Below are 24,138 nucleotides of genomic sequence, written 5' to 3'. Positions count from 1 at the left end.
CAACCGGGTCCGGCCGCTGCTTCAGGCGCCGGGGCCGCCCGCGGAGGAATCCTTCGCGAAGCGGGCTCTCAGTTCCCGCTTCAGGATCTTCCCACTGGCGTTGCGTGGCAGTTCGTCCACGAACAGCACCCGCTTCGGCGCCTTGAAGTGAGCGAGCTTCTCTCGTGCGTGGGCGAGCAGTTCGTCCTCCGTGACGACACCGGCCTCGCCGCCCTCACCGCCCTCGCCGCCTTCACCGGCCTCGCCGCGGGGGACGACCACCGCGGTGACCGCCTCGATCCACCGCTCGTCCGGCAGGCCGATCACCGCGACCTCGGCCACCTCAGGATGGGTGTAGAGCGCGTCCTCGACCTGCCGTGAAGCGACCAGCACGCCACCGGAGTTGATGACGTCCTTCACCCGGTCTACGACGGTGAAGTATCCGTGGGCGTCCCGCACCACGAGGTCACCGGAGTGGAACCAGCCGTCCCGGAAGGCCTCGGCGGTCTCCTCGGGCTTGTCCCAGTAGCCCTCGCACAGCTGCGGCGACCGGTAGACGACCTCGCCCGAGGTGCCGTCGGGCACCTCCTTGCCGTCCTCGTCGACCACCTTGGCGTCCACGAACAGCACGGGACGCCCGCAGGAGTCCATCCGGCCCTTGTGCTCGTGCGGCCCGAGGACCATGGACAGCGGACCGACCTCGCTCTGGCCGAAGCAGTTGTAGAAGGCCAGCTTCGGCAGCCGGGCCCGCAGCCGCTCCAGTACGGGCACCGGCATGATCGACGCCCCGTAGTACGCCTTGCGCAGTCCGCTCAGGTCACGAGTCGCGAAGTCGGGCCGGTTCGACAGGCCGATCCACACGGTGGGCGGCGCGAAGAGGCTGTCCGCGCGGCCGGTCTCGACGAGGTCGAAGAGCTGGTCGGCGTCGGGCGCGTCGAGGATCGTGTTGCGCGCGCCGACCGCCAGGTAGGGCAGCAGGAACACATGCATCTGCGCCGAGTGGTAGAGCGGCAGCGAGTGCACCGGCAGGTCGCCCGCGCTCAGGTCGAGAGCGGTGATCGCGCTCAGGTACTCGTGCACCAGGGCGCGGTGGGTGAGCATCGCGCCCTTCGGGAGTGCCGTGGTGCCCGAGGTGTAGAGCAGTTGCACCAGGTCCTCGGTGCGCGGCTCGGGGCCGTCGTACGCGGGTGTCGACTCGAGCCGCGCCAGCAGCGAGTCCTCGGCGTCGCGCAGCGGCAGCACCCGGACGCCGTCGGGCAGCCGGTCCGCCAGGTCCGGGTCGGCCAGGACCAGCGCGCTGCCCGACTGGCCGACGATGTACGCGAGGTCGTCGCCGGTCAGGTTCTGGTTGACCGGCACATGGACGAGTCCGGCGCGGGCGCAGGCCAGGAACCCGATGAGGTACGCGTCCGAGTTGTGCCCGTAGGAGCCGACCCGGTCGCCCGGCGCGAGCCCCGAGGAGCGCAGCACCTGGGCCGCGCGGGACACGGCCTCGTCCAGTTCCGCGTACGTCCAGGTGCGTTCGCGGTAGGTGACCGCGACGCGTGCCGGGGTGCGCCGGGCGCTGCGCCGCAGCACCCCGTCGACCGTGCTGCCGTGTCCAGGCGTCATGGGACCTGATCCTGGGTCCGTCCGGGCAGCAGGTCAAGCCGGGCGGCACGGGGCCCGGAACAGGCGTGGCGCACGACCAGCCCGCCGGCGGACCTCACACGCACCGCGACGACACCACACCACACGGCACGGCACGGCACGGCACCGGAGGCAGGGGGCGTCACACCGGACGCGTACGGCCCTCCCAGTACGGCTCCCTCAGCCGCCGCTTGTACAGCTTGCCGTTGGGGTCGCGCGGCATCGCCTCGATGAAGTCGACGCTCCTCGGTCGCTTGTACCCGGCCAGTTGCCGTGCGCAGTGCCCGAGGATCTCCGCGGCCAGTGCCTCGCCCGCTGTGAAGCCGGGGGCGGGCTCGACGACCGCCTTCACCGCCTCGCCCCAGTCGTCGTGCGGAATCCCGAAGGCGGCCGCGTCGGCGACGGCGGGGTGGGTGAGCAGCGCGGCCTCGATCTCGGCGGGGTAGATGTTGACCCCGCCCGAGATGATCATGTCGATCTTGCGGTCGCGGAGGAAGAGATAGCCGTCCTCGTCGAGGTATCCCAGGTCGCCGACGGTGAAGAAGTCCCCGATCCGGTTCTTCCTCGTCTTGGTCTCGTCCTTGTGGTACGAGAATCCGCCGGTGCTCATCTTCATGTACACCGTGCCGAGTTGACCGGCCGGCACCTTGTTCCCTTCGTCGTCGAAGACGGCGAGTTCACTGATGGGCCACGCCTTGCCGACCGTGCCTGGCTTCTTCAGCCAGTCCTCGGCGGTGGCGAAGGCGCCGCCGCCCTCGCTGGCCGCGTAGTACTCCTCGACGCTGTGGCCCCACCACTCGATCATGGCCCGTTTCACATGGTCCGGGCACGGCGCGGCGCCGTGGATGGCGTGCCGCATGGACGACACGTCGTACGCCGCCCTCGTACGGTCCGGCAGTGCGAGCAGCCGGTGGAACTGGGTCGGGACCATATGGGTGTGCGTGCACCGGTGGGTGTCGATGAGCCGGAGCATCTCCTCGGGCGTCCACTTGTCCATCAGCACCAGCCGGTGCCCGATGTGCAGGGACGCGCCCGCGAACTGGAGCACCGCCGTGTGGTAGAGCGGCGAGCACACCAGGTGGACGTTGTCGTCGAAGGGCCTGATGCCGAAGATGCCGAGGAAGCCTCCGAGGTACGTCTCCTCGGGGAGCTTGCCGGGCAGCGGGCGGCGGATGCCGCGTGGGCGCCCCGTGGTGCCGGAGGTGTAGTTCATGACCCAGCCGAGCGTCCGGTCCCCGGGCACGGAACCGGGCTGCCCGTCGAGGAGTTCGGCGTACGGCCTGAAGCCCTCGACCGAACCGACCGCGTACCGCCGGTCCGCGGGGAGCTTCGCCTCGTCGGCCGCCCGGCGTGCGGCGTCGCCGAACCGCTCGTGCGCGATGAGCACCTCGGCCCCGGAGTCGGCGACGATCCAGGCGATCTCGGGCCCCACCAGATGGTGGTTGACGGGCACGAGGTAGAAACCGGCCTGGGAGGCGGCGAGATAGGCGGTGAGGAACTCGACGCCGTTGGGCAGCACGACGGCGAAGGAGTCACCGCGCCGGAGCCCGGCGGCGCGCAGGGCGTGCACCAGCCGGTTGGCCTCGGCGTGCAGCCGTCCGGCGGTCCACTCCTCGCCGTCGGTCGCGATGAGCACAATGCGCTCGGGGTCGGCGGTGGCCTGGGCCCAGAAGCCGCCTGGGGGCTGACTCACGCGTGGCTCCTTCCTGCGATGCGGTCGAGTCGGTCCACGGCCTCCTCGAAGCCGCGGGTGAGGTCGTCGACGACCTCCTGGACGCTGCGTTCGCTGTTCATCCGGCCGACGATCTGTCCCACCGGTGTCCCCAGCAGCGGTGCCACCTCGTGCTTCTGGATCCGCGAGACCGCCTCGGCGACCAGCAGGCCCTGCAGGGGCATGGGGAGCGTGCCAGGTCCTTCCGGGTCGTCCCAGGCATCGGTCCATTCGGTACGCAACTGCCGTGCGGGCTTCCCGGTCAGCGCGCGCGAGCGGACCGTGTCGCCGGACCCGGCGGCCAGCAGCTTCCGCGTCAGGGCGCGCGAGTGCATGTCGGCCTCGGTGGTGGTCAGCCAGAGGGAGCCCAGCCACACGCCCTGGGCGCCCAGGGCGAGCGCGGCGGCCATCTGCTGCCCGCTGCCGATACCGCCCGCGGCGAGCACGGGCAGCGGCGCGACGGCCTCGACGACCTCGGGCGTGAGCACCATCGAGGCGATCTCGCCGGTGTGGCCGCCGGCCTCGTAGCCCTGGGCGACGACGATGTCGATGCCCGCCTCGGCGTGCTTGCGCGCGTGCCGGGCACTGCCCGCGAGGGCCGCGACGGGCACACCCTTCTGGTGGGCCCGCTCGACGACGTCGGCGGGCGGTGAGCCGAGCGCGTTGGCCAGCAGCTTGATCGGATAGTCGAAGGCGACGTCCAGTTGGGTGCGGGCGACCTGTTCCATCCAGCCGGTGATGCGCCAGCCGGAGGCCTCGCCCTCGTCGAGTCCGGGCACGTCGTACTTGGCCAGGGTGTCCTCGACGTACCGGCGGTGCCCCTCGGGGATCATCGCCTCGACGTCGGCCTCGGTGACGCCCTCGACCTTCTTGGCGGGCATGACGACGTCCAGCCCGTACGGCGCCCCGCCGACGTGCGCCTCCATCCAGTCGAGGTCGCGTTTGAGTTCGTCGGGGTCGGTGTAACGGACCGCGCCGAGCACACCGAGTCCACCGGCCCGGCTGATGGCAGCGGCGACGGCGGGGAACGGCGTGAAGCCGAAGAGGGCGTGCTCGACTCCCAGTTTCTTGCTCAGCTCCGTCTGCATGGGCGCAGGATGCCGCAGTCCTCCGGACGAGGGAAGACATTTCTGATGACCCGTCAGTTTTCTCGGTCCACGGGGAGTCGGGACGGCACCGTTGACACCGCCCCCGTCTGACACAAAAGTTTCACCGGACACCGGGAGCCGGGAAAGATACTTTCAGGCGCCACGGCGACACGGTGGCACAGCGGCACGGCGGCACAGCGGCGGCAGAACGGGAGGCTCTTCGATGGCGGACAGAGCGGGTGGCGGGCCGACCCGTCGTCAAGTGGGCCGGAGCCTGACGGCGTTGGGCGGTGCCCTGATCCTCGCGCCGCTGCCCGCGGCGTCGGCGGCGCCCCGCACGGCCGACGGCGGCACGGGCGTCGGTACGGGCCACGGCCGCACCACCCTGCGGCACGGCTCCGCCGAACGCGCCGGACTGCTCCCCGCCCCTCTGCGCCGACTCGTCACCGACGCCGAGGCGTTCCTCGGCCCGTCCCCCACGCACCCCTGGTACGCGGGCGCCGTGCTGCTCGCCGGCCGCGGCGGCACGGTCGCCCTGCACGAGCCGATCGGCAAGGCGGTGCGCTACTCGGCGTACGACGAGAAGACCGACACCGCCGTGGAGTTCCCCGCGGAGCGGCAGATCGCGACCACGAGGGACACGGTCTTCGACCTGGCCTCGGTGTCGAAGCTGTTCACGTCGATCCTGGCCGTGCAGCAGATCGAACGCGGCGCCCTGGAGCTGGAGGGCAGGGTCGCCTCGTACCTCCCGGACTTCGGCGGCGCCGGCAAACAGGACATCACGATCCGTCAACTGCTCACGCACACCTCGGGGTTCCGCGCCTGGATCCCGCTCTACAGCGCGCCGACGTACGAGGAGAAGCTCCAGCTCATCTGGCGGGAAGCACCCCTCGACGCGCCGGGCACCACGTACCTCTACTCGGACCTCAATCTGATCTCGCTCCAGCTCGTCCTGGAGAAGGTCACCGGTCACGCCCTGGACGTCCTGCTCCGCACCGAGATCACCGCACCGCTCGGGATGCGCCGCACCCGCTACAACCCGCCGCCCTCCTGGAAACCGGGGATCGCCGCCACGGAGGACGCCCGGCCGCCCTGGTCGGGGCTCGACCGCGGTCTCGTATGGGGCGAGGTGCACGACGAGAACGCGTACAGCCTGGGCGGTGTGGCGGGGCACGCCGGTGTCTTCTCCGACGCGTGGGACCTCGCGGTCCTCGGCCGGACCCTGCTCAACGGCGGCGCGTACGGCGGGGCGCGCATCCTGGAGCCCGAGTCGGTGGACCTGATGTTCACCGACTTCAACACCGCGTTCCCCGGCGACGAGCACGGCCTCGGCTTCGAGCTCTACCAGCACTGGTACATGGGCGCGATGGCCACCCCGCGCACCGCGGGCCACACGGGCTTCACAGGCACGTCCCTCGTCCTCGATCCGTCGACCGACTCCTTCCTCGTCCTCCTGGGCAACTCCGTCCACCCGGTGCGCGGTTGGCGATCGGGATCCGCACCTCGCGTCGCCGCCGCGGACAACCTGGCGCGCGCGGTCGCGGTCCGGCCCGCGCGAGGGCGTACGGCCTGGTTCTCGGGCATGACGTCCGCGGCCTCCGCGACACTGACACTGCCCGCGCTCGACGTGGGCGCCGGGGGACGGCTGCGGTGCGCCCTGTGGTGGGACACCGAACCGCGGGCGGACGCCCTCTTCCTGGAGTCCTCGACGGACGGCGGCACGACGTGGCAGGCGGTGCCGTTCACCACCGTCCGCCACGGGGAGGCTCCGCGGGGGCACGCGGCCGGTTCGGTGACCGGCTGGTCGGGCCGGGTCTGGCAGGCCCTCACCGCGGACCTCCCCCGGGCCGGACGGCTCGTCCTGCGGTGGCGGTACACGACGGACCGGCTGTACGTGGGACGGGGCGCGTACGTGGACGCGTTGCGGGTGCGGGACGAGGACCGGGTCGTGTTCGACGAGGCGCGGCCTGCGGACTCGGCCCGCATCGAGGCGGTGGGCTGGACGGCGTCCTCGGACTGACATCCGAGGACGCCTGCGGAGCCACTGAACCACCGGGTTACGGGGCTACCGGGCTACTGGGCTACTGGGCTTCCAGGAGAGCCATGGCGGCGTTGTGGCCGGGGACGCCGCTCACTCCTCCGCCGCGCACCGCGCCCGCGCCGCACAGGAGGACGTTGGCGTGCGCGGTCTCGACGCCCCAGCGGCCGGTGCCCTCCTGGGTGTGGGGGAAGGCGAGGTCACGGTGGAAGATGTTGCCGCCTGGCAGCCTGAGGTCGCGTTCCAGGTCGAGGGGTGTCTTCGCCTCGATGCAGAGACGGCCGTTCGCGTCGGCCGCCAGACAGTCGACGATCGGTTCCACGAGGTGGGCGTCCAGCTGCGCCAGGGTCGACTTCAGCAGCTCGCGGCGTACCCCGTCGTTGTCGTGGGCGAAGAGCCGGGCGGGCGTGTGGAGTCCGAAGAGGGTGAGCGTGTGAAAGCCCTGCTGGACCAGGTCGGGGCCCAGGATCGAGGGGTCGGTCAGCGAGTGGCAGTAGATCTCCGAGGGCGGCGCCGAGGGCAGCGATCCGGACGCGGCCTGCGCGTGGGCGGTCGCCAGTTGTTCGTACCCCTCGGCGATGTGGAAGGTCCCGGAGAAGGCCTCGCGCGGGTCGACGGAGGTGTCGCGCAGCCGGGGCAGCCGCTTCAGCAGCATGTTGACCTTGAGCTGGGCGCCCTCGGCGGGGGTGGGCGGCTCGTCGCCGGTCAGCCGCGCGAGTTCCTGCGGGGAGGCGTTGACCAGGACGTGCCGGGCGGCGACGGTGTGCTCGCCGTCGGCGGCCCGGTAGGTGACCTCGGCGGCGCGTCCGTCGGTCTCCACCCGGACCGCCTCGTGGCCGGTCGCGAGGACCGCGCCGGCCGCACGCGCGGCGCCGGCCAGCGCGTCGGTGAGCGCGCCCATGCCGCCGACCGGCACGTCCCAGGCTCCGGTGCCGCCGCCGATCACGTGGTAGAGGAAGCAGCGGTTCTGCCGCAGGGACGGGTCGTGGGCGTCGGCGAAGGTGTCCTCGACGGCGACCCCCAGCGGCTCCTCGAAGAGCATGCGCCAGGCGTCCTCGTCGTCGACGCGGCGGCGCAGTTCGTCGCGGGTGGGGAGGGGTTCGGTGAGGGTGGGGAAGACCTGCTTGGCGACACGGCCGGTCATGCCGTAGAAGCGCTGCCAGGCCTGGTACTCGCTGCCGGATCCGGTGAGCTTGGTGAAGGCCTCCCGGGTGCGCCGCTCGCCGCCCCCGATGAGCAGTCCGGCCGGCCGGCCGCTGCGCTGGGTGGGGGTGTACGAGGACACGGTGCGGCCGCGGACCCGGAAGTTCAGCCCCAGATCCCGCACGATCTTCCGGGGCAGCAGGCTGACCAGGTACGAGTAGCGCGACAGCCGGGCGTCGACGCCGGTGAACGGCCGGGTGGAGACGGCCGCGCCGCCGGTGCTGCCGAGTCGCTCCAGGACGAGGACGGACTTCCCCGCGCGGGCCAGGTAGGCGGCGGCGACCAGCCCGTTGTGCCCTCCGCCGACAATGACGACGTCGTGTTCCCGATGTCCCTCATGAGCAGCCATGCCTCTTGGTAACACGCGCAGATCACCCACAGCCACCCCGACAGGCACCCGGCGGACACCCACGCGGAACGCCCCACAAGGGGCGCGGGGAACGGCGCACCCAGCCACATCCGACCCGCACCCAAGAAACAACCCCGCCAAAGACCCCCCAAGGGGCGCGAGGAACTGCGCGCCCAGCCACATCCGGCCCGCACCCAAGAAACAACCCCGCCAAAGGCCCCCCAGGGGCGCGGGGAACTGCGCGCTCAGCCACATCCGGCCCGCGGCCAAAACACCCCCGGTAGGGGCCGAGGGGGCCTGGGGGCGCAGCCCTCAGTGTCCCGGCGAAAGACAGCGCACGGCGTCAATACGCCCCGGCCCCACCCCGCCGCAACACCGCCACCCTCCGATACAACTCCGCCGCCTCCGCCCCCCGCCCAAGCTGCTCAAGACAGTGCGCCTCGTCATTGCGACTGGCCAGCGCATCGGGATGCCCCGCCCCGAGCACCCGCTCACGCGCCCCGGCCACCTGCCGGTACTCCGCGAGCGCGTCCCCCCAGCGGCCGAGCCACCCCAGCCCGACGGCGACCTCACGCCGGCTCACCAAGGTGTCCGGATGGTCGGGCCCGAGAACCCGCTCCCGGATCGCGCACACGTCACGCGACTCGGCGAGAGCCTCCTCCCAGCGGCCGAGCCGGCCCAGGTTCACCCCGAGGCCGTGCCGGGCGCGCAGGGTCTCGGGGTGGGCGGGCCCATGGACCCGGGCGCGGTCGTCGATCAGCGCCCGGTACAGCTCCAGGGCCTGCACACTGCGCCCCAGCCGGCCGAGGCTGATGCCGACCTCGTAGCGGGCGGCGAGCGTGTCGGGGTGGTCGGGCCCGAGCGCCTGCGCCCGCGCCGCGGCGACCTCCTGATAGGTCCCCAGCGCCTCGGGCCACCGCCCCAACTGCCCCAGCGCGTACGCCACTTCGTACCGCGTGACGAGGGTGTCGGGATGCTGCGCCCCGAGCACACGCGCGCGGGCCGCCGCCACCTCGTTCGCCATCCGGTACGAGTCCTCCAGGCGCCCGAGCCTGCTGAGGTTGAAGGCGAGGTTGTGCCGGCACCGCAGGGTGTCGGGGTGGTCGGGATCCATCGCGCGCTCCCGGGCCGCGAGCACGGTCGTGTAGACCTGGTGTGCCTCGAAATGCTGCCCCAACTGGCCGAGTACGTACGCCATTTCCTGGCAGGCGGCCAGCGTGTCCGGGTGGTCGGGCCCGAGCACGTGCTCCCGGGCGCGGGCCACGCGGGTGTACTCGCGCAGCGCATCGGCGGGGCGGCCCGTGCGGCTGAGGGTGAAGCCGACCTCGTACCGGCTGGCCAGCGTGTCGGGGTGGTCGGGCCCGAGGACGTGCTCGCGTTCGGCGGCGACGGCCCGGTGCACCTCGCCGGCCTCGGTCCAGCGGCCCAGCCGCCCCAGGCTCAGCCCCGCGTTGTGACGGCCGTCGAGCGCGGTGAGCACCTCCGGCGGCGGGGTGGGGCGTGCGGCGGGTACGGGCGCGTGGGCCCCGCGGGTGTCGGCGCGGGCGATCCACTCACCGGTGAGGCCCGCGGCGGCGTCCGGCGGCGTGGTGCGCAGGGCGGCTCCCGTCGCCTTGTGGCCGGTGGTCATCCCGCGGGTCCAGGACGGCAGGCGCGCCTCGCCGGGGACGGCGTGCCCCGTCGTCCCGGGCCACCCCGAGGCCCCCGCCCGCTCCACCGGCTCGGGCCGCTCCGCCGACTCGGGGCGCGCTGCCGCCTCGGGCCACACGGGCGCCGACAGCACGGTCGGCACGTACACCGGCGTGGTGCGGCCCGCTCCGATCCGCCGCCCCAGTTCACGCGCGTCGTGCGGCCGTCGATCAGGTTCCTTGGCCAGCAGGTCGAGGATGATCCGGTCCAGGAACTCGGGAAGTTCCGCACGGTGGCCACGTGGCGGTTCGGGCGGGGTGTCCCGGTGCCCGACGAGGACCGCCCACGCGTCGTCGAGGTCGAACGGCGGGGCACCGGTGGCGATCTCGTACAGCACACAGCCGAAGGAGTAGAGGTCGCTGCGCTGGTCGACCTCGGAGCCGGCGATCTGCTCGGGTGACATGTAGTGCGGGGTGCCCATCGCGATCCCGGTGCCGGTGAGGCGCGCGGTGAAGCCGATGTCGTGGCCTAGGCGGGCGATGCCGAAGTCGCAGATCTTCACCGTGCCGTCGGCGAGCCGCATGATGTTGGCGGGCTTCAGATCGCGGTGCACGATGCCCTGCTGGTGGGTGTAGGCCAGGGCGCCCGCGACCTGGTCGGCGACGTCCACTATGTCGGCGACCGGCAGCGGATGCTGCTTGTTGTCCTCCAGGAGCTGGCTCAGGTTGCGCCCGTCGAGCAGCTCCATGACCAGGTACAGGACACCGTCGGACTCACCGAAGTCGTGGACGACCGTCACTCCGCGGTGCTGGAGCGCGGCCGCCACCCGGGCCTCACGGCGGAACCGCTCCCGCAGGACACGGGTGAACGAGTGGTCGTGGCTGTGTCCCAGCGGTTTGAGGCACTTGACGGCGACCTGTCTGCCCAGCGACTCGTCCCGGGCACGCCACACCTCTCCCATGCCCCCTCGACCGATCAGGTCGAGCAGTCGGTACCGGCCCTGGATGAGCCTGGTCTCCCCCATCTGCCGCGATCGCCCCCGTCGTCCGGACCCGCCCTCCCCTGGCCCGTCCAGTATGGCGAGCTATGGTCCGACTTTGTACGGTGCGGGGCGCGAGCCGGGGCCGAGCCGTGACACGGCTCGGACAATGTGTTTGGGCGGCAGTTGCCACCGCAGACGTGCGGGAACGCTGCGCAGTACGGTGCCGGTGAGGCGAAGTCGCCGGGTCACCGTTCGGGGCGACCGTACGGATCTTCCGTACAACTCATGGGCGTACGACGGCAGTGAGGCGTACGCGGACTGCGCCACCCAGCGCCACAGCAGGGCCCGCGCCGGGACCAGCAGGGGGTGCACGGGCGGGCTGCGCAGGAAGTCGTCGACCTCCCGCGCCTCCGTCCCGGCGGCCAGTTCCGGTCTGGTCCGCTCGAAGTACGCGGCCAGTTCTCCCTGGTCGGACGGTACGTCGGTCGACGGAACGGGCCTGGTCCCAGTCGGTGGGAGGGATCAGGACCGGCACAGGATCGTCCTCGCTCCGCTCCGCGATCAGGGCGAGCAGCAGTTCCGTCACAAGAACCGTCTTGCCTGCTCCGGCCGCACCGGTGACCAGCAGTCGTCCGGGTTCGGTAGCGCTGTAGAACCGAGCGATGTCGGGGTCCACCCCTTGTGGTTCCCCGCTGGCCTGCTCTCTCAGCAGCCGACCGTGAGCGGTCTGTGTGGTGGCGGCGCGTGGCTGGCCGGAGAAGACCGTGTAGCGCAGGTCGATGCGCTGGGTGTCGTCGCCGAGAAGCCGGTACAGTTCCAGCGCTTCACCGTTGCCCACCTGCTGGGCCAGGGTCTGCGCCCACCCTCGTGCGGGTCCGACGAGGTCGGTCTCCGGCTCCTTGCGCAGTGCCCAACCCGCCATGACCATGCTGACAACCGCGACCATCAGCGCCACAAGGTCCGCGGGCGACGGCGCTCCCATTCCATGCCGGGCGACCACGGAGGCGGTGTACCCGGCCGAGAGCATCACAGCGGCCCCGCCGCCCACCCCCAGCCAAAGATTGCGTCGTCGACTCCGACGCCCCCCAAGACGCTGCATTTCACATACCGTCCGACGACAAGTCCGCACTCGACACGATAGTGGTTATTCGCGCTGATCAGTCGGTGGTTCGGCAGTCTCGGTGGACGTGATTCCCGGCCTGCCCGTTCCTGGACGCGCGATCGCTGTCGCGTCGGCCGTCCGCGGCACCGGCCCGAGCGACTGTTCAACGACCGTGGTGACGGCTGCCTGAAGCGCCACCGCGCGCTCTGACACTCCTCGCGCAGGCACAAGGCAGGCGCTTTGGGAATGGTGCGAGTTCACGGACGCACGATCCCGGCGACAGACCGACGGTAAGCATCTCCCGGCGGCTGTGGGGGCGCCGGGTTCTCAGGTCGCGCTGTCGCGCAGGTGCGCCAGCCCCGCGGTGGTCAGCTGGCGAGGCGCCTCATCCGGTTCGACGAGGACGACGGTGCAGTCGGCCGCGTGGGTGAGGGCGGTGGTGAAGCTGCCGTCCGCGAACTGGGCGAGGGCCCCGCGGGGTGACCGTCCCACCGCGACAGCGCGCGCCCGCACGGACGCGGCGTGCCGGGCCAGGGCCCGGCCGGCGGCGGCATGGTCGCCGACGCTGGTGAGGATCTGGCCGGTGGCGAAGACACCCGAGGCGGTGACCCGGTCGAGGTGGGCGGAAACGGCGGTCCGAGCCCGCTCGTCGCTCTCGGCTTCGACAGCCAACTCCTCGACGACGGCCGTCTCCTGGACGTGGACCACCTCCAGCGGGCTGTTCGTGTCGTGCGCGAGACGGGCCGCGGCGTCGACGATGGCGGCGGCCCGGTCGTGGGCCCCCACGGCGACGATCACCCGCGAAGTACCGGCTGCGGGGCCGGCACCGACCGCGGTGAGCGACGGCGCCACCGGCTCGGCGCCGGTGGGCTCGGTCTCCGCCTGGCGCAGCATGCGGTGACCGGTGGCCAGGACGGGGATGGCGAGGAGGAAGGCAGCGGCGCCGACGTAGAAGGGCAGGCCCAGACCGGCGGCGTCGGCGAGCTTCCCGGCGACGTACGGGGCGATACCACCGCCGATGAACCGCAGGAAGCCGTAGGCGGAGGACGCCACGGGGCGCTCGACGGGGGACACCAGCATGACGGCCTGCGTGGTGAGCGTGTTGTTGATGCCGATGCAGGCACCGCTGACGATGACCGCGACGATCACCACGCCCGGTGTGTCCACGCAGGCGGCGATCACCGCCATGATGACTGCCAGGGCGGTGAGGTTGGCGTACAGCGTGGGGGCGGTGCCGAAGCGGGCCTGCAGGCGCGGCGCGCCGAACACGCTGAAGAGGGCGACGAGCAGGCCCCAGCCGGTGAAGACCAGGCCCAGCCGGATGGCGTCGAGCTCCATCGGGTAGGGCGCGTAGCCCAGCATGGTGAAGAAGCCCCAGTTGTACATCAGCGCCACGATGCCCATGGTCAGCAGGGAGCGGTGGCGCAGCGCCCTGAGCGGGGCGATGGGTGAGGTGGGGCGTGCGGGTCGCGGAGTGTCGGGGACCCAGACGACGGTCGCCGCCAGCGCGACGGCCATGAGGACCGCGACGCCGAAGAAGGGCCCGCGCCAACTCACGTCGCCGAGCAGCCCGCCGAGCAGCGGGCCGACGGCGATCCCGAGGCCGAGGGCGGTTTCGTAGAGGATGATCGCGCCGCCGAAGCCGCCGCTGGCGGAGGCGACGATCACGGCCAGGGAGGTCGCGATGAACATCGCGTTGCCCAGTCCCCAGCCCGCGCGGAAGCCGACGATGCCGTCGATGGAACCGGTCGACCCGGCGAGGGCGGCGAAGACGACGATGACGGCCAGACCGATGACCAGCGTGCGCTTGGCGCCGATCCGGCTGGATATCCAGCCGACGAAGATCATGGCCACGGCCGTCACGATCAGATAGCTGCTGAACAGCAGCGACACCTGACTCGGCGAGGCGTGCAGGCTCTCGCCGAGGGCCGGCAGGATCGGATCCACCAGGCCGATGCCCATGAAGGAGATCACGCAGGCGAAGGCCACGGCCCAGACGGCCTTCGGCTGCCGGAACGGGCTGGCAGCCTTTTCGTGCGGTGCGCTCATTACCGCTCTTCTCCCGTCATGTTCGGAAAAGGGTGCATGTCACGGCTTCGCTGGCAGGTCGCGAACGGCCCGGGCCAGGGCAGGCAGCGCGATGCCGACCGCCTGCCGCTCCGCCTCCGGCAGCCCTTCGACGAGTTGCTTCAGGGCGCGGGCGCGCTCCGCCTGCCGCTGACGGAAGACCTCCCGGCCACGGCCGGTGACCTCCACCAGGACCGCGCGGCCGTCACTGCGGTCGGCGACGCGCCGCACCAGGTCCGCCTTCTCCATGCGGGTGACGAGCTGAGTCATGTTCGGCTGCGAGACGTTCTCCGCACGGGCCAGCTCCGTCAGCCGTACGGCTCCCTCACGCCCCAGCCTGTTCAACACGGCCGACGCCGCCTGACTCAGGCCACCGGCCGTGGTACCCCGGCGCACATAACGGACCAGCTGCTCCACGGCGACCATCAGGTCCTCCGCGGACACCTCCGGCGAAGCGGAGCCCGCATCCTGCTCATGCATAACGCCATTATGCATCTACATGCAGGATGCATCAATATCTGGACAGCCCACTACGGGCACGGGGATCGCTCGAACGCGGCCCGCGCCAGGCGCGTCGATGCGGCGCGCCGTCACATCGCGGCTACCGCCGCACCCGCGGCATCCCCAGGCCGATCCACGAGATGATCTCCCGCTGGATCTCGTTGTTGCCGCCGCCGAAGGTGAAGATGACGGCCGAGCGGTAGCCGCGTTCCAGGTCGCCGTGGAGGACCGCGCCCGCCGAGCCGTCCTTGAGTGCGCCCGCGGCGGCGACGACCTCCATGAGCGAGGCGTACGCGTCGCGGCGGGCCTCGGATCCGTACACCTTGACCGCGGAGGCGTCCTGCGGGGTGAGCGTGTTCTCCTGGACGGCGTTCACCATCTGCCAGTTGAGGAGTTTCATCGCGTCGAGCCTGGTGTGGGTCCGGGCGAGACTGCGGCGCACCCAGGGCAGGTCGACGACGCGGCTGCCGTCGGCGAGCTTGGTCTCCATGGCCCAGCGCTGGACGTCGTGCAGGGCGCGGATGGCCATGGTGCCGTGGGCGGCGAGCGTGACGCGTTCGTGGTTGAGCTGGTTGGTGATCAGCCGCCAGCCCTTGTTCTCCTCGCCGACCCGGCGCGAGGCGGGGACACGGATGTTCTCGTAGTAGCTGGCCGTGGTGTCGTGCGAGGCCAGGGTGTTGATGAGCGTCCAGGAGTAGCCGGGGTCCGACGTCGGTACGAGGAGCATGGTGATGCCCTTGTGCGGCGGGGCGTCGGGGTCCGTGCGGACGGCGAGCCAGACCCAGTCGGCGGTGTCTCCGTTGGTCGTCCAGATCTTCTGGCCGTCGACCGTGTAGTGGCCGCTCTCCTCGTCCCCCTCCCTGACCGCCTTCGTCTTCAGGGCGGCCAGGTCCGTACCCGCGTCGGGTTCGCTGTAGCCGATCGCGAAGTCGATCTCGCCGGAGAGGATCTTCGGCAGGAAGTACGCCTTCTGCTCGTCCGTGCCGAACCTCATGATCGTCGGTCCGACCGTGTTCAGCGCCATGAGCGGCAGCGGTACGCCGGCCTGGGCCGCCTCGTCGAAGAAGATGAACTGCTCCATGGGCGTCAGACCACGCCCGCCGTACTCCTCGGGCCAGCCCACACCGAGCCAGCCGTCGGAGCCGAGCCGGCGGACGGTGGCACGGTAGAAGCGTTTCTGTGCCGCCGGGTCGGCGTAGCGACTGTGTACGTCGTCCGGGACGAGTTCGCTGAAGTAGGCGCGCAGTTCGGTGCGCAACCGCTGCTGCTCCGGCGTGTATTCGAGGTGCACGGCGCCTCCCTGGGGCTTCCCTGACCCACCGCCCGGCCACCCGGACCTGACGGCGCACACCGTAGAACGTGTTCCAGAAATAGGGAATGGCGGTGACGTGGCCGGATGCCGTGCAGGGTCCACGGCGGGCCCGAATCCGGCCGCGCGGCCGCCCCCCCTTTCCCCTCAGCCGCCCACCAAGTCACCGCAGCAGAGTGAGGAACTCCGAGCAGGCGCGGGCACACTCCCGGCAGGAGCGGGCACTCTCCTCGACCTCGACCTCGACCTCAGCCTTGAACCTGACCTCGATCTCGGTCTCGGTCTCGGTCTCGGTCTCGGTTCGAGCGTGGGTCTCAGCCCCGGCCTCGACCCCGGATCCGGCCCCGCGGTCGAAGACGCGAGCCGTCTCCAGGCACACGGTTCGGCACCGTTCCACCTCGGCGCGCACCGCCCTCTCGGACCGCGCGCCCTGTTCCGCCAGGAAACGGCACGTCATGTCGCAGATCTCCGCGCACGCGATGCCCTTGCGGCGGATCAGTTGCTGGTCCTCGGGGCCGTCGAGGTCGACGAGGCTCACCCGCAGGGCGCACGCCTGCGCGCACTCGGTGCAGGCCAGCGCACAGGCGAACCGGCCCTCGAGGAAACGAACACGCTCCTGAAGCTCTGTCACTGACACACCGTCCGGGTAGCCGGGCACGGCCGCGCCAAACCCCGCCGGGGCACAGGTGACCCACCTGGAACGGCTCGCACGAACGACCGACAACGGACCCCGGTCGCCGAGCGCGCCCAAGTTATTGACGTGACCATGACCGCGCTCTAGGTTCTGACCGGCTTGTCGAACCTTGTTCGAGATATCGCTCATTCATGACGGGGAACGCGTCAGCAGGGAGAGCCGCACATGATCACGCCAGACAGTTCCACCGGACCCGCCCCCTTCGCGCGCCGGAGCCTGTTGCGGGCGATGGCCGCCCTGCCCGTCTCGGCCCTCGCCGTGGGCCGACTGCCGGGCCTGCTCGGCGCTGCCACGGCCGCCGCGCCGCCCAGCGGATCCGCCACCCGCTACACCATCGTGCCGTTCCTCAACAGCAACGACGGCACCGTGAACGTCTACCAGTCCGACGACGCCACGGACTTCCGGCTCCTCAAGGCCTCCGCGTACACCCCGCCCTCAGGACGGATCCGGGACGCCAGCATCCTCAAGCACACCGACGGCCACTACTACATCACCTACACCACTCACACCTGGCAGGACACCAGCACCACCATCGGCTTCGCCCGCAGCGCGGACCGGGTCAACTGGACGTTCCTGTACGACCACACGGTCCCCGTCTCCAACCTGTCGCGCGCCTGGGCGCCCGAATGGTTCGTCGACAGCGACGGCAGTGTGAACGTCCTGGTGTCCTGCTCGACCGCCGACGACGAGTGGATCTTCACTCCGTACCGACTGAGGGCCACCAACTCCGCACTGACCGCGTGGAGTTCACCCGTCGCACTGTCCGGCATCGGCACCAACCACATCGACACGTTCGTGGTGCGGACCGGCTCGACCTATCACGCCTTCACGAAGAACGAGACGACGAAGTACATCGAGTACGCCACGGCAGGCGCGCTCACCGGGCCGTACACCATCAGCCGCACCGGGAACTGGGCGGGCTGGGGCGGCACCCGTGAGGGCGCCGCCCTGACACAGCTCGACAACGGCGCGTGGCGGATCTTCCTCGACGGATACGGCGACGGCACCTACTACTACAGCGACAGCTACGACACCTTCGCCACCTGGAGCGCACCCAGGGCACTGCCGGGCATCTCCGGTACGGCACGCCACTTCACCGTGGTCAAGGAGACGGTGTCCGGCGGGGTGAGTCTGCCGACGGGGATCACCCGCGCGTTCCGCTCGGGCAACTTCACCACCCGTTACTGGCAGGACCAGTCCGCCCTGCTCAACCTCCCCGTGGTCACGGCCTCCAGCACGGCCGCGGAGAGGCAGGCGTCCACGTTCACCGTCGTGGCGGGCCTCGCCGACGGGAACGGCTACTCCTTCCGCAACTCGGCCGGCAACTACCTTCGGCACTGGGACTTCCGGGGCCGTCTCGACGCGAACGACGGCACGTCCACGTTCGCCAGGGACGCCACCTTCATCGCCCGTACGGGCAGCGTCAGCGGCTCCGTACGACTGGAGTCGTACAACTACCCCGGCTACTACCTGCGCCACTACAACTACCAGGTCCGCGTGGACCCTTCGGACGGCACCGACCTCTTCCGCCAGGACAGTTCGTTCGTGGCCGTGGCTCCCCTCTGATCCGCCGGACAACCGAGCGGCGGTGATCCTCTCGGCCGCCCTCAGGCGTGCGGCGCCTGGCCGCTCACCCGGTGGTCGGCATGGCTGAGGGCCTCCGTCACCAGGCGCCGCAGATGCCCGTCGCGCAGGCTGTAGTGGATGTGCCGCCCTTCGCGCCGCGCCTCCACCAGCCCCGCGAGCCGCAGCTTCGCCAGGTGCTGGCTCACCCCCGTACGGGAGGCCGCACAGCGCTCGGCCAGTGAACCGACGTCCGCCTCCCCCTGGGCCAGCAGCCACAGCAGGTGCAGCCGGGTCGTGTCGGACAGCAGCGCGAACACCTCGGCCGCTTCCGCGAGTCGCGCGCTGTCCGGCGGACGCAGATGCGCACCGGGCGCAGGTGGCAAAGGCTCGCGAGCAGGCATGCGCACAGCCTCGCACAGCCGAGAGGGCGGGGCGGGCCGCCGCGGGGCAGGGCCGACCACGCCCCGTCCCCCGCGTGACGTCAACACGTGCACAGGTGCGCACATGTGGATACAGTGGTCGGCAGTCGTACCGCCCCGCGTCGGCCCGGGAGACATCCATGCTCTCCGTCCTGCGTCATCCCGCCTACCGCCATCTGTTCGCCGCCCAGGTCATCGCCCTGGTCGGCACCGGGCTGGCGACCGTGGCGCTCGGGCTGCTCGCCTACGACCTCGCGGGCGCCGACGCCGGTTCGGTGCTCGGTACCGCGCTCGCCGTCAAGATGGTGGCGTACGTGGTGATCGCGCCGGCCGTCGGCGCGGTCGCCGACCGGCTGCCGCGCCGCACACTCATGGTGGGCGCCGACCTGACCCGGGCCGGGGTGGCGCTGTCCCTGCCGTTCGTGGACCAGGTCTGGCAGATCCATGTGCTGGTCTTCCTGCTCCAGTCGGCGTCCGCGGCCTTCACTCCCACCTTCCAGGCGGTCGTCCCGGACGTGCTCCCCGCGGAACGCGACTACACGCACGCGCTGTCGCTCTCCCGTCTCGCCTACGACCTGGAGAGCCTGTTCAGCCCGGCCCTCGCCGCCGCGCTGCTCTCCGTGATCACCTACAACTGGCTGTTCCTCGGCACCGTGGCCGGCTTCGTCGCCTCCGGCGCCCTGGTCCTCTCCGCCGTACTGCCGAAACCCGAGCCGGAGCCGACGCCGACGGCAACAGCGAAGGCAAAGGCGGACGACGGCATCGCGCGCACCGGAAGCGTCTACGCCAAGGCCACCGCGGGTGCGCGGCTCTTCCTCACCACGCCGCGACTGCGCGCCCTGCTGGCCCTCGACCTCGCCGTGGCCGCGGCGAGCGCGACGGTCACCGTCAACAGCGTGGTCTACGTGCGCGACCAGCTCGGGCGCGGCACCGCGGACGTCCCGCTGGCCCTCGGCGCGTACGGGGCCGGCTCGATGGCCGTCGCCCTGCTGCTGCCCCGCGTCCTGGAGCACACCGCCGACCGTACGGTGATGCTGTGCGGCGGCCTGCTGCTCACCGTGGTCTTCGTCCTGCTCGGCGCCGTCACCGCGGCCGACGGCGGCGGGTGGCGCTGGCCCGCGCTGCTGGGTACCTGGGCCGCCTTCGGCGCCGCGTGTTCGATGGTGCTCACGCCCACCGGACGACTGATCCGGCGCTGTGTCCCGCCGGCGGAACGCGGCCGGGTGTTCGCGGCCCAGTTCTCGCTCTCCCACAGCTGCTGGCTGCTGACCTACCCGCTGGCCGGCTGGCTCGGCTCGGCGGCCGGGCTGCTGCCCGCGGCGGCCGCGCTGGGTTCCGTCGCTCTCTGCGCCGGGCTGCTGGCCGTACGGCTGTGGCCCGCGCGGGAGCAGGCCCCGGTCGAGCACGAGCACACCGGCCTCCACGCGGGCCATCCGCACCTCGCGGGCGCCGTACGGGTGCGGAACGGCTGGCGCCACAGCCACCCGCGCGTCACCGAGGGGATCCACGCCCACCCCTGACGACCGCGGGCCCGCCTCGCGTCTGCGCGCACACCGCTCCTACCGGCTGGGGGCCTCCTGGCTCGGGGCGCGTTCGGAGACCGGGACGACGTTGCCCGCCGCGTCGCAACGGACGGTCCAGGGCGTCCCGTAGCCCTCCTCGTAGACCCGTACGTCGATGTCGGGGGCCGGTTCGCCGTCGGCCGCGCGGGCGTCGGCCGCGGTGCAGATGATCTGGCTGAGCCCGAGACCACCCCCGCCGGTCATGTTCGCCACGGGCACCGCCAGGCGCAGGTCCACGGCATCGCCGGCGGCCCGCGCGGTCAGCCGTCCGTGGTCCGCGGGCACCTCGGTGCTCAGTCCGCGGGCGCGTTCGGCGGCGTCGGGGCCCTTGAGCAGCAGGTCCAGTGCCTGTTGCGGGGTCGCGGGGGTGTCGGTCTCACGGGTGACGGCCTGGACCCCGTACGGACTGACGAAGTAGAGCCGGGTGTGGTGAGCCACCGATCCCGGTTCCCGAAGGCCCGACGCCGGGGCACCCGCTCGGACCGGTCCTGTGGAGCCGATGCCGCAGCCTGCCGACGACAGCACGACGCCCGACACAACGGCCGTCAGACAGAGGAGCCGGCGCTTCATGACGGGTCCCCCTCCGGCGGCGTACGCGGAAGCGTGACGGTGAACACCGCGCCGCCTTCAGGGAGGTTGGCGGCGGTGAGGGTGCCGTGGTGCAGGCGTACGTTCTCCGTCGCGATGGAGAGTCCCAGGCCGCTGCTCTCCGAACGGGCCCGTGCCGCGTCCGCCTTGTAGAAGCGGTCGAAGACATGCGGCAGGACCTCGTCGGGGATACCGGGGCCGGTGTCGGCGACGTCGATCACCAGGGACTCCCGCGTGACCCTCGCCCGGACGGTGACCGGAGCGGCGCCGTGGCGCAGCGCGTTGCCGACCAGGTTGGCGAGGACGACGTCGAAGCGCCGCACGTCGACCCGGACGCGCGGATCGTCCCCGGGAAGCTCGGTGATCACTTCGTCCGGCTCGCGCCAGCCACGCAGGTGAAGTGTCTTGTGGACGACGGTGCGCAGGCTCACGCTGTCCAGGTGCAACACGGCCGCGCCCGCGTCGAAGCGGGAGATCTCCATCAACTCCTCGACCATGACGGCGAGTTTGCGGGTCTCCCCGCTGATGAGGAGGACCGCGTCGGCGGTGTCCGGGGGCAGCGCGCCCGAGCAGGCGTCCTCGTCGAGGGCGTCGGTGACGGCGACCATCGCGGCGAGCGGGGTGCGGAGTTCGTGCGTGACGTCCTCGACGAACCGACGGGCGCTGGCCTCCATGCGCCGCAACTCGGCGTCGTCCCGCTCCAGCGCGGCCGCCATGGAGTTGAACGTGCCGGTCAGCGCGGCGAGTTCGTCCTTGCCCAGGACCTCCAGGCGGGTGTCCAGGGCGCCCGAGGTGATCTTCTCGGCAGCCGTACGCAGCTTTCGTACGGGGCGCAGCACCTGGCGGGACGCGAACAGCGCGGGTACGACGGCGAAGGCCAGCGCCGGAATGCCGCCCGCCCAGGCCGCGGTGATCAGGGCGGAGATGTCGGCCCGTTCGCCGTGCAGCGACAGGACGGCGTACACGACCAGTCCTGACGGCTCGCCCGCTCCTGCGCCCCGGTCGGTGTAGCCGACCGGCATGCCGATGCGCAGGTAGGGCCCGTCGGCGTGCTCCACGCGCTCGTAGTAGGCGCTGTCGCCGCTCCTCGTCGCGTCGCGCAGGGCGTCGCCCACGTCACCCACGTCACCCGGTTCGCCCACTTCGCCCGCACTGCCCGCGCCGCTCGTGGCGCTCGTGGCGCTCGTGGCGCTCGTGGCGCTCGTGGCGGCAAGAGGTGACTCACCGTCGCGGGAGACGGCCGTACGCCATCCGCGCGAGCCCGAGGCGCGGTCCAACTGGCGTACGAAGACCCGTAGATCCTGGTCCGTGGGGTCCTCCGGGAGGTTGGGCGCCAGCGAGTCGATCTGAAGCCGCAGATCGTCGACGGCGCTGTTCTGGGCCCGTTCCAGGATCGCGCCGCGGGCCTGCCGGAAGGTCAGCATGGCGGTGATCAGCGCGCTGAGCCCGGCGACCAGGACGAACGCGACGACCAGGCGCGTGCGCAGCCCGCTGGACAGGGCGGGCCTCATGCCGGCAGCGGGCCGAAGCGGTAGCCGAAACCGCGGACAGTCTGGACGTACACAGGGCTGCGCGGGTCCTCCTCGATCTTGGCGCGCAGCCGCATCACACAGGCGTCCACCAGTCGGGCGTCCCCGTGGTAGCTGTGCTCCCAGACGTCCTCAAGCAGCTGCTGGCGGCCGAAGGTCCGCCCCGGGGCGGCAGTGAAGAACAGCAGCAGCTTCAACTCGGAGGGAGCGAGCGGGAGTTCCTCACCGCGTTTGCGGACGATCAACGCGTCACGGTCGATCTCCAGATCGCCCACCCGGGTGGGGCCCGCCGGTGCGCCGCCGTCGGTGTCGGCCTGGGCGGGGGCGACGCGGCGCAGCACCGCGCGCATGCGCGCCTCGATGACCGCTCCGCGGGCCGGTTTGATGACGTAGTCGTCGGCGCCCGCCTCCAGGCCGATCACGACATCGAGGTCGTCGCCGCGCGCGGACAGGATCACGATGGGCACCCGGCTGGTCTCACGGATGCGGCGGCACACCTCCAGGCCGCTCATACCGGGGAGCATCAGGTCGAGGAGCACCAGATCGGGCTCGGTGGCCGCCAGGGCCTCGATGCCGTCCTCGCCGGTACCGACCGCCTCGGTCTGGTGCCCGTTGCGGGACAGGCCCAGGACGACGCCGCGGCGTACGGCCGGATCGTCCTCGATCAACAGAACGCGGGGCATCCACGGGTCCTTTCCGCAGCGAGCATGTCATTGCGCACCGCTTGCGCGATCGGTCGGTCGTTCACTGTACGGCCCGCCGAAAACCCTGTCGGGGACGAGTCCGAAGCCCGTCGGAAGACCCGTCGGAAGACCCGTCGGAAGACCCGCTCCAAGGCCCGTCCGAAGGCGCGGCACAGGGACCGCGGGCCGCGCCCGGCTCGTCCTCCGCTTCACCGCAGTCGGTCGACATCGACCGTTCCCGCCCCCGGTACCGGTTCGGGAACCGCCGCCCAGAGGACGACTCCCGTCAGGGCCACGGCGGCCACCGTGAGCACACCTCGGTGGCCGCGTGCCCAGCCCGTCCTGAACCGCACCGGGTCCTCGACGAACCGCTTCGTCACCGCGGCCGCCATCAGCGAGACCCCGATCGCGGCGACGGTCGCGCCCCACTCCCCGAGCGCCGTCAGCCGCGGCAACACCAGCAGGTACACCGGCCAGTGCCACAGATACAGGCTGTACGAGAGCCCTCCCAGGCCACGCGGCAGCCGGCTGCCCGCGATCCGTGCCGCCAGAGTGCCCGGCACCTGGGCCATGAGGACGATCAGCACGGCCGCGGCCAGCGCGTGGACGTGGAGCCCGCCGCGGAAGAGCAGGGGCGCCTTCTCCCCCTCGGTCACCGCCCACGCGACCAGCAGCCCGCACCCCAGGACCAGGCACACCGGGTCGGCCGCGCGGTGCGGCAGCCTGCGCACGAGGCGGCGTACCGGCGCGGTGGCCGCGAGCGCTCCGAGCAGCAGGGCGGCGGCGCGGGTGTCGGTGCCCTCGTAGGCACGGGTGGTGTCCACCGCGGCGCCGAGCGAGACGGTCAGCACCAGGGACACCGAGGAGCCCACCCCGGCGAGCGCGGCCACGATCCACTCACCGCGCCGGCCCCGAGCGGCCGACGCCACCACCAGCGGCCAGGCCACGTAGAACTGCCACTCCACTCCGATGCTCCACAGATGGGCGAAGACGCGGGTGTCTGAGGCGTTCCAGTACCCGATCCGCTCCGCGATGTAGTGCCAGTTGACCGCCTGCGCCCCGACCCAGGGCAAGTCGTCGAGTGCGAAGCGCAGTTGCTCCGCACTCCCCCACATCCACGTGGCCGGCACGCTCACGACGGCCACGCAGACGAGCGCGGGCAGCAGCCGACGGGCACGGCGGCCCCAGAACACGGCCGGCGCGATCCGGCCACGCTGCTCCGCCTCGCCGAGCAGCAGCCCGGTGATCAGGTACCCGGACAGCACGAAGAACAGGTCGACGCCGAGGAATCCGCCGCGCAGATGTCCGGCGTGGAAGAGCAGCACGGCCGCGACGGCGCACCCGCGCAGCCCGTCCAGTGCGGCGATGTGCGCACGGCCCGTCCCACCGGGGCGCGCCGAAGCGCCCGACGGGGAAGAAACACTCGGCACGGAAGCGGAAGCGGAAGCGGAAGAAGGCAAAGGGGAAGGGGAGGCGGAGGGCATCACGTCGGCCGCTCCGTCAGGCGTCA

General features: G+C 71.7%; 17 protein-coding genes and 1 pseudogene. 3 read left to right on the top strand and 15 right to left on the bottom strand.

Annotation, left to right across the window (positions count from 1 at the left end):
* Positions 1-21 precede the first annotated feature (21 nt).
* The 3 genes from ACLVWQ_RS22645 to ACLVWQ_RS22635 all read right to left on the bottom strand — a co-directional run bounded on the left by ACLVWQ_RS22645 (position 22) and on the right by ACLVWQ_RS22635 (position 4,407).
* Positions 22-1,590: an acyl-CoA synthetase gene (locus ACLVWQ_RS22645; RefSeq protein ID WP_414110933.1), complete on the bottom strand. Its 1,569-nt coding sequence runs from the start codon at positions 1,588-1,590 to the stop codon at positions 22-24.
* Between the two features lie 160 nt (positions 1,591-1,750).
* Positions 1,751-3,301: an acyl-CoA synthetase gene (locus tag ACLVWQ_RS22640; RefSeq protein ID WP_414110932.1), complete on the bottom strand. Its 1,551-nt coding sequence runs from the start codon at positions 3,299-3,301 to the stop codon at positions 1,751-1,753.
* Positions 3,298-4,407 (bottom strand): NAD(P)H-dependent flavin oxidoreductase, encoded by a 1,110-nt coding sequence (locus ACLVWQ_RS22635; protein WP_414110931.1) that lies wholly within the window; start codon positions 4,405-4,407, stop codon positions 3,298-3,300. Before ACLVWQ_RS22635 ends, ACLVWQ_RS22640 begins: the two co-directional genes overlap by 4 nt.
* Positions 4,408-4,630: 223 nt before the next feature.
* Here ACLVWQ_RS22635 and ACLVWQ_RS22630 point away from each other — a divergent pair, with 223 nt between their 5' ends.
* Positions 4,631-6,427, top strand: coding sequence for a serine hydrolase (locus tag ACLVWQ_RS22630; protein WP_414110929.1), 1,797 nt, complete (start codon positions 4,631-4,633; stop codon positions 6,425-6,427).
* A 61-nt stretch (positions 6,428-6,488) separates the two neighbouring features.
* Here the strand turns inward: ACLVWQ_RS22630 and ACLVWQ_RS22625 are convergent, their stop codons facing one another.
* From ACLVWQ_RS22625 to ACLVWQ_RS22595, 7 genes and pseudogenes are all read right to left on the bottom strand, one after another.
* Complete coding sequence (locus tag ACLVWQ_RS22625) at positions 6,489-7,997, bottom strand: phytoene desaturase family protein (protein ID WP_414110928.1); 1,509 nt, start codon at positions 7,995-7,997, stop codon at positions 6,489-6,491.
* 343 nt (positions 7,998-8,340) lie between these two features.
* Positions 8,341-10,650 (bottom strand): tetratricopeptide repeat protein, encoded by a 2,310-nt coding sequence (locus ACLVWQ_RS22620; RefSeq protein WP_414110926.1) that lies wholly within the window; start codon positions 10,648-10,650, stop codon positions 8,341-8,343.
* 60 nt (positions 10,651-10,710) lie between these two features.
* Positions 10,711-11,088, bottom strand: a pseudogene (locus ACLVWQ_RS22615) (oxygenase MpaB family protein); the annotation flags it as partial.
* A gap of 949 nt (positions 11,089-12,037) precedes the next feature.
* Positions 12,038-13,759 carry an MFS transporter gene (locus ACLVWQ_RS22610; protein ID WP_414110925.1) on the bottom strand — a complete coding sequence of 574 codons (1,722 nt, stop codon included), beginning with the start codon at positions 13,757-13,759 and terminating at the stop codon, positions 12,038-12,040.
* A gap of 39 nt (positions 13,760-13,798) precedes the next feature.
* Complete coding sequence (locus ACLVWQ_RS22605; RefSeq protein WP_414110924.1) at positions 13,799-14,257, bottom strand: MarR family winged helix-turn-helix transcriptional regulator; 459 nt, start codon at positions 14,255-14,257, stop codon at positions 13,799-13,801.
* 121 nt (positions 14,258-14,378) lie between these two features.
* Positions 14,379-15,569, bottom strand: a complete 1,191-nt coding sequence (locus ACLVWQ_RS22600; protein ID WP_414110922.1) for an acyl-CoA dehydrogenase family protein — start codon at positions 15,567-15,569, stop codon at positions 14,379-14,381.
* Positions 15,570-15,750: 181 nt separating this feature from the next.
* Positions 15,751-16,218, bottom strand: coding sequence for a ferredoxin (locus ACLVWQ_RS22595; RefSeq protein WP_414110921.1), 468 nt, complete (start codon positions 16,216-16,218; stop codon positions 15,751-15,753).
* Positions 16,219-16,446: 228 nt separating this feature from the next.
* Here ACLVWQ_RS22595 and ACLVWQ_RS22590 point away from each other — a divergent pair, with 228 nt between their 5' ends.
* Entirely contained in the window at positions 16,447-17,847 is a 1,401-nt protein-coding gene (locus ACLVWQ_RS22590) for a glycoside hydrolase family 43 protein (protein ID WP_414110920.1), read from the top strand.
* 41 nt (positions 17,848-17,888) lie between these two features.
* Here the strand turns inward: ACLVWQ_RS22590 and ACLVWQ_RS22585 are convergent, their stop codons facing one another.
* Entirely contained in the window at positions 17,889-18,248 is a 360-nt protein-coding gene (locus ACLVWQ_RS22585; RefSeq protein ID WP_414110919.1) for an ArsR/SmtB family transcription factor, read from the bottom strand.
* Positions 18,249-18,406: 158 nt separating this feature from the next.
* On the opposite strand from ACLVWQ_RS22585, the gene ACLVWQ_RS22580 reads away from it, so the two are divergent.
* On the top strand, positions 18,407-19,786 hold the full coding sequence (locus tag ACLVWQ_RS22580) for an MFS transporter (RefSeq protein WP_414110918.1): 1,380 nt from the start codon (positions 18,407-18,409) through the stop codon (positions 19,784-19,786).
* 39 nt (positions 19,787-19,825) lie between these two features.
* On the opposite strand, the gene ACLVWQ_RS22575 is transcribed toward ACLVWQ_RS22580, so the two are convergent.
* The 4 genes from ACLVWQ_RS22575 to ACLVWQ_RS22560 all read right to left on the bottom strand — a co-directional run bounded on the left by ACLVWQ_RS22575 (position 19,826) and on the right by ACLVWQ_RS22560 (position 24,058).
* Positions 19,826-20,266 carry a hypothetical protein gene (locus ACLVWQ_RS22575; protein ID WP_414110917.1) on the bottom strand — a complete coding sequence of 147 codons (441 nt, stop codon included), beginning with the start codon at positions 20,264-20,266 and terminating at the stop codon, positions 19,826-19,828.
* A 128-nt stretch (positions 20,267-20,394) separates the two neighbouring features.
* Positions 20,395-21,927, bottom strand: coding sequence for an ATP-binding protein (locus ACLVWQ_RS22570; protein ID WP_414110916.1), 1,533 nt, complete (start codon positions 21,925-21,927; stop codon positions 20,395-20,397).
* A complete protein-coding gene (locus tag ACLVWQ_RS22565) occupies positions 21,924-22,628 on the bottom strand; it encodes a response regulator (RefSeq protein WP_414110915.1) in 705 nt (234 codons plus the stop codon). Before ACLVWQ_RS22565 ends, ACLVWQ_RS22570 begins: the two co-directional genes overlap by 4 nt.
* Positions 22,629-22,837: 209 nt before the next feature.
* A complete protein-coding gene (locus ACLVWQ_RS22560; RefSeq protein ID WP_414110914.1) occupies positions 22,838-24,058 on the bottom strand; it encodes an acyltransferase family protein in 1,221 nt (406 codons plus the stop codon).
* Positions 24,059-24,138: the final 80 nt, after the last annotated feature.

The sequence above is a fragment of the Streptomyces sp. CWNU-52B genome, from assembly GCF_047444975.1.
GTDB lineage: Bacteria > Actinomycetota > Actinomycetes > Streptomycetales > Streptomycetaceae > Streptomyces.
This window is presented reverse-complemented; position numbering and strand designations above follow the sequence as displayed.

What these genes read in the sequence shown, in the direction of transcription:
- ACLVWQ_RS22605 (WP_414110924.1), bottom strand. Translation starts at nt 14,257, where the DNA reads ATGCATGAGCAGGATGCGGGCTCCGCTTCGCCGGAGGTGTCCGCGGAG.
- ACLVWQ_RS22645 (WP_414110933.1), bottom strand. Translation starts at nt 1,590, where the DNA reads ATGACGCCTGGACACGGCAGCACGGTCGACGGGGTGCTGCGGCGCAGC.
- ACLVWQ_RS22590 (WP_414110920.1), top strand. Translation starts at nt 16,447, where the DNA reads ATGATCACGCCAGACAGTTCCACCGGACCCGCCCCCTTCGCGCGCCGG.
- ACLVWQ_RS22635 (WP_414110931.1), bottom strand. Translation starts at nt 4,407, where the DNA reads ATGCAGACGGAGCTGAGCAAGAAACTGGGAGTCGAGCACGCCCTCTTC.
- ACLVWQ_RS22565 (WP_414110915.1), bottom strand. Translation starts at nt 22,628, where the DNA reads ATGCCCCGCGTTCTGTTGATCGAGGACGATCCGGCCGTACGCCGCGGC.
- ACLVWQ_RS22610 (WP_414110925.1), bottom strand. Translation starts at nt 13,759, where the DNA reads ATGAGCGCACCGCACGAAAAGGCTGCCAGCCCGTTCCGGCAGCCGAAG.
- ACLVWQ_RS22570 (WP_414110916.1), bottom strand. Translation starts at nt 21,927, where the DNA reads ATGAGGCCCGCCCTGTCCAGCGGGCTGCGCACGCGCCTGGTCGTCGCG.
- ACLVWQ_RS22620 (WP_414110926.1), bottom strand. Translation starts at nt 10,650, where the DNA reads ATGGGGGAGACCAGGCTCATCCAGGGCCGGTACCGACTGCTCGACCTG.
- ACLVWQ_RS22580 (WP_414110918.1), top strand. Translation starts at nt 18,407, where the DNA reads ATGCTCTCCGTCCTGCGTCATCCCGCCTACCGCCATCTGTTCGCCGCC.
- ACLVWQ_RS22585 (WP_414110919.1), bottom strand. Translation starts at nt 18,248, where the DNA reads ATGCCTGCTCGCGAGCCTTTGCCACCTGCGCCCGGTGCGCATCTGCGT.
- ACLVWQ_RS22630 (WP_414110929.1), top strand. Translation starts at nt 4,631, where the DNA reads ATGGCGGACAGAGCGGGTGGCGGGCCGACCCGTCGTCAAGTGGGCCGG.
- ACLVWQ_RS22625 (WP_414110928.1), bottom strand. Translation starts at nt 7,997, where the DNA reads ATGGCTGCTCATGAGGGACATCGGGAACACGACGTCGTCATTGTCGGC.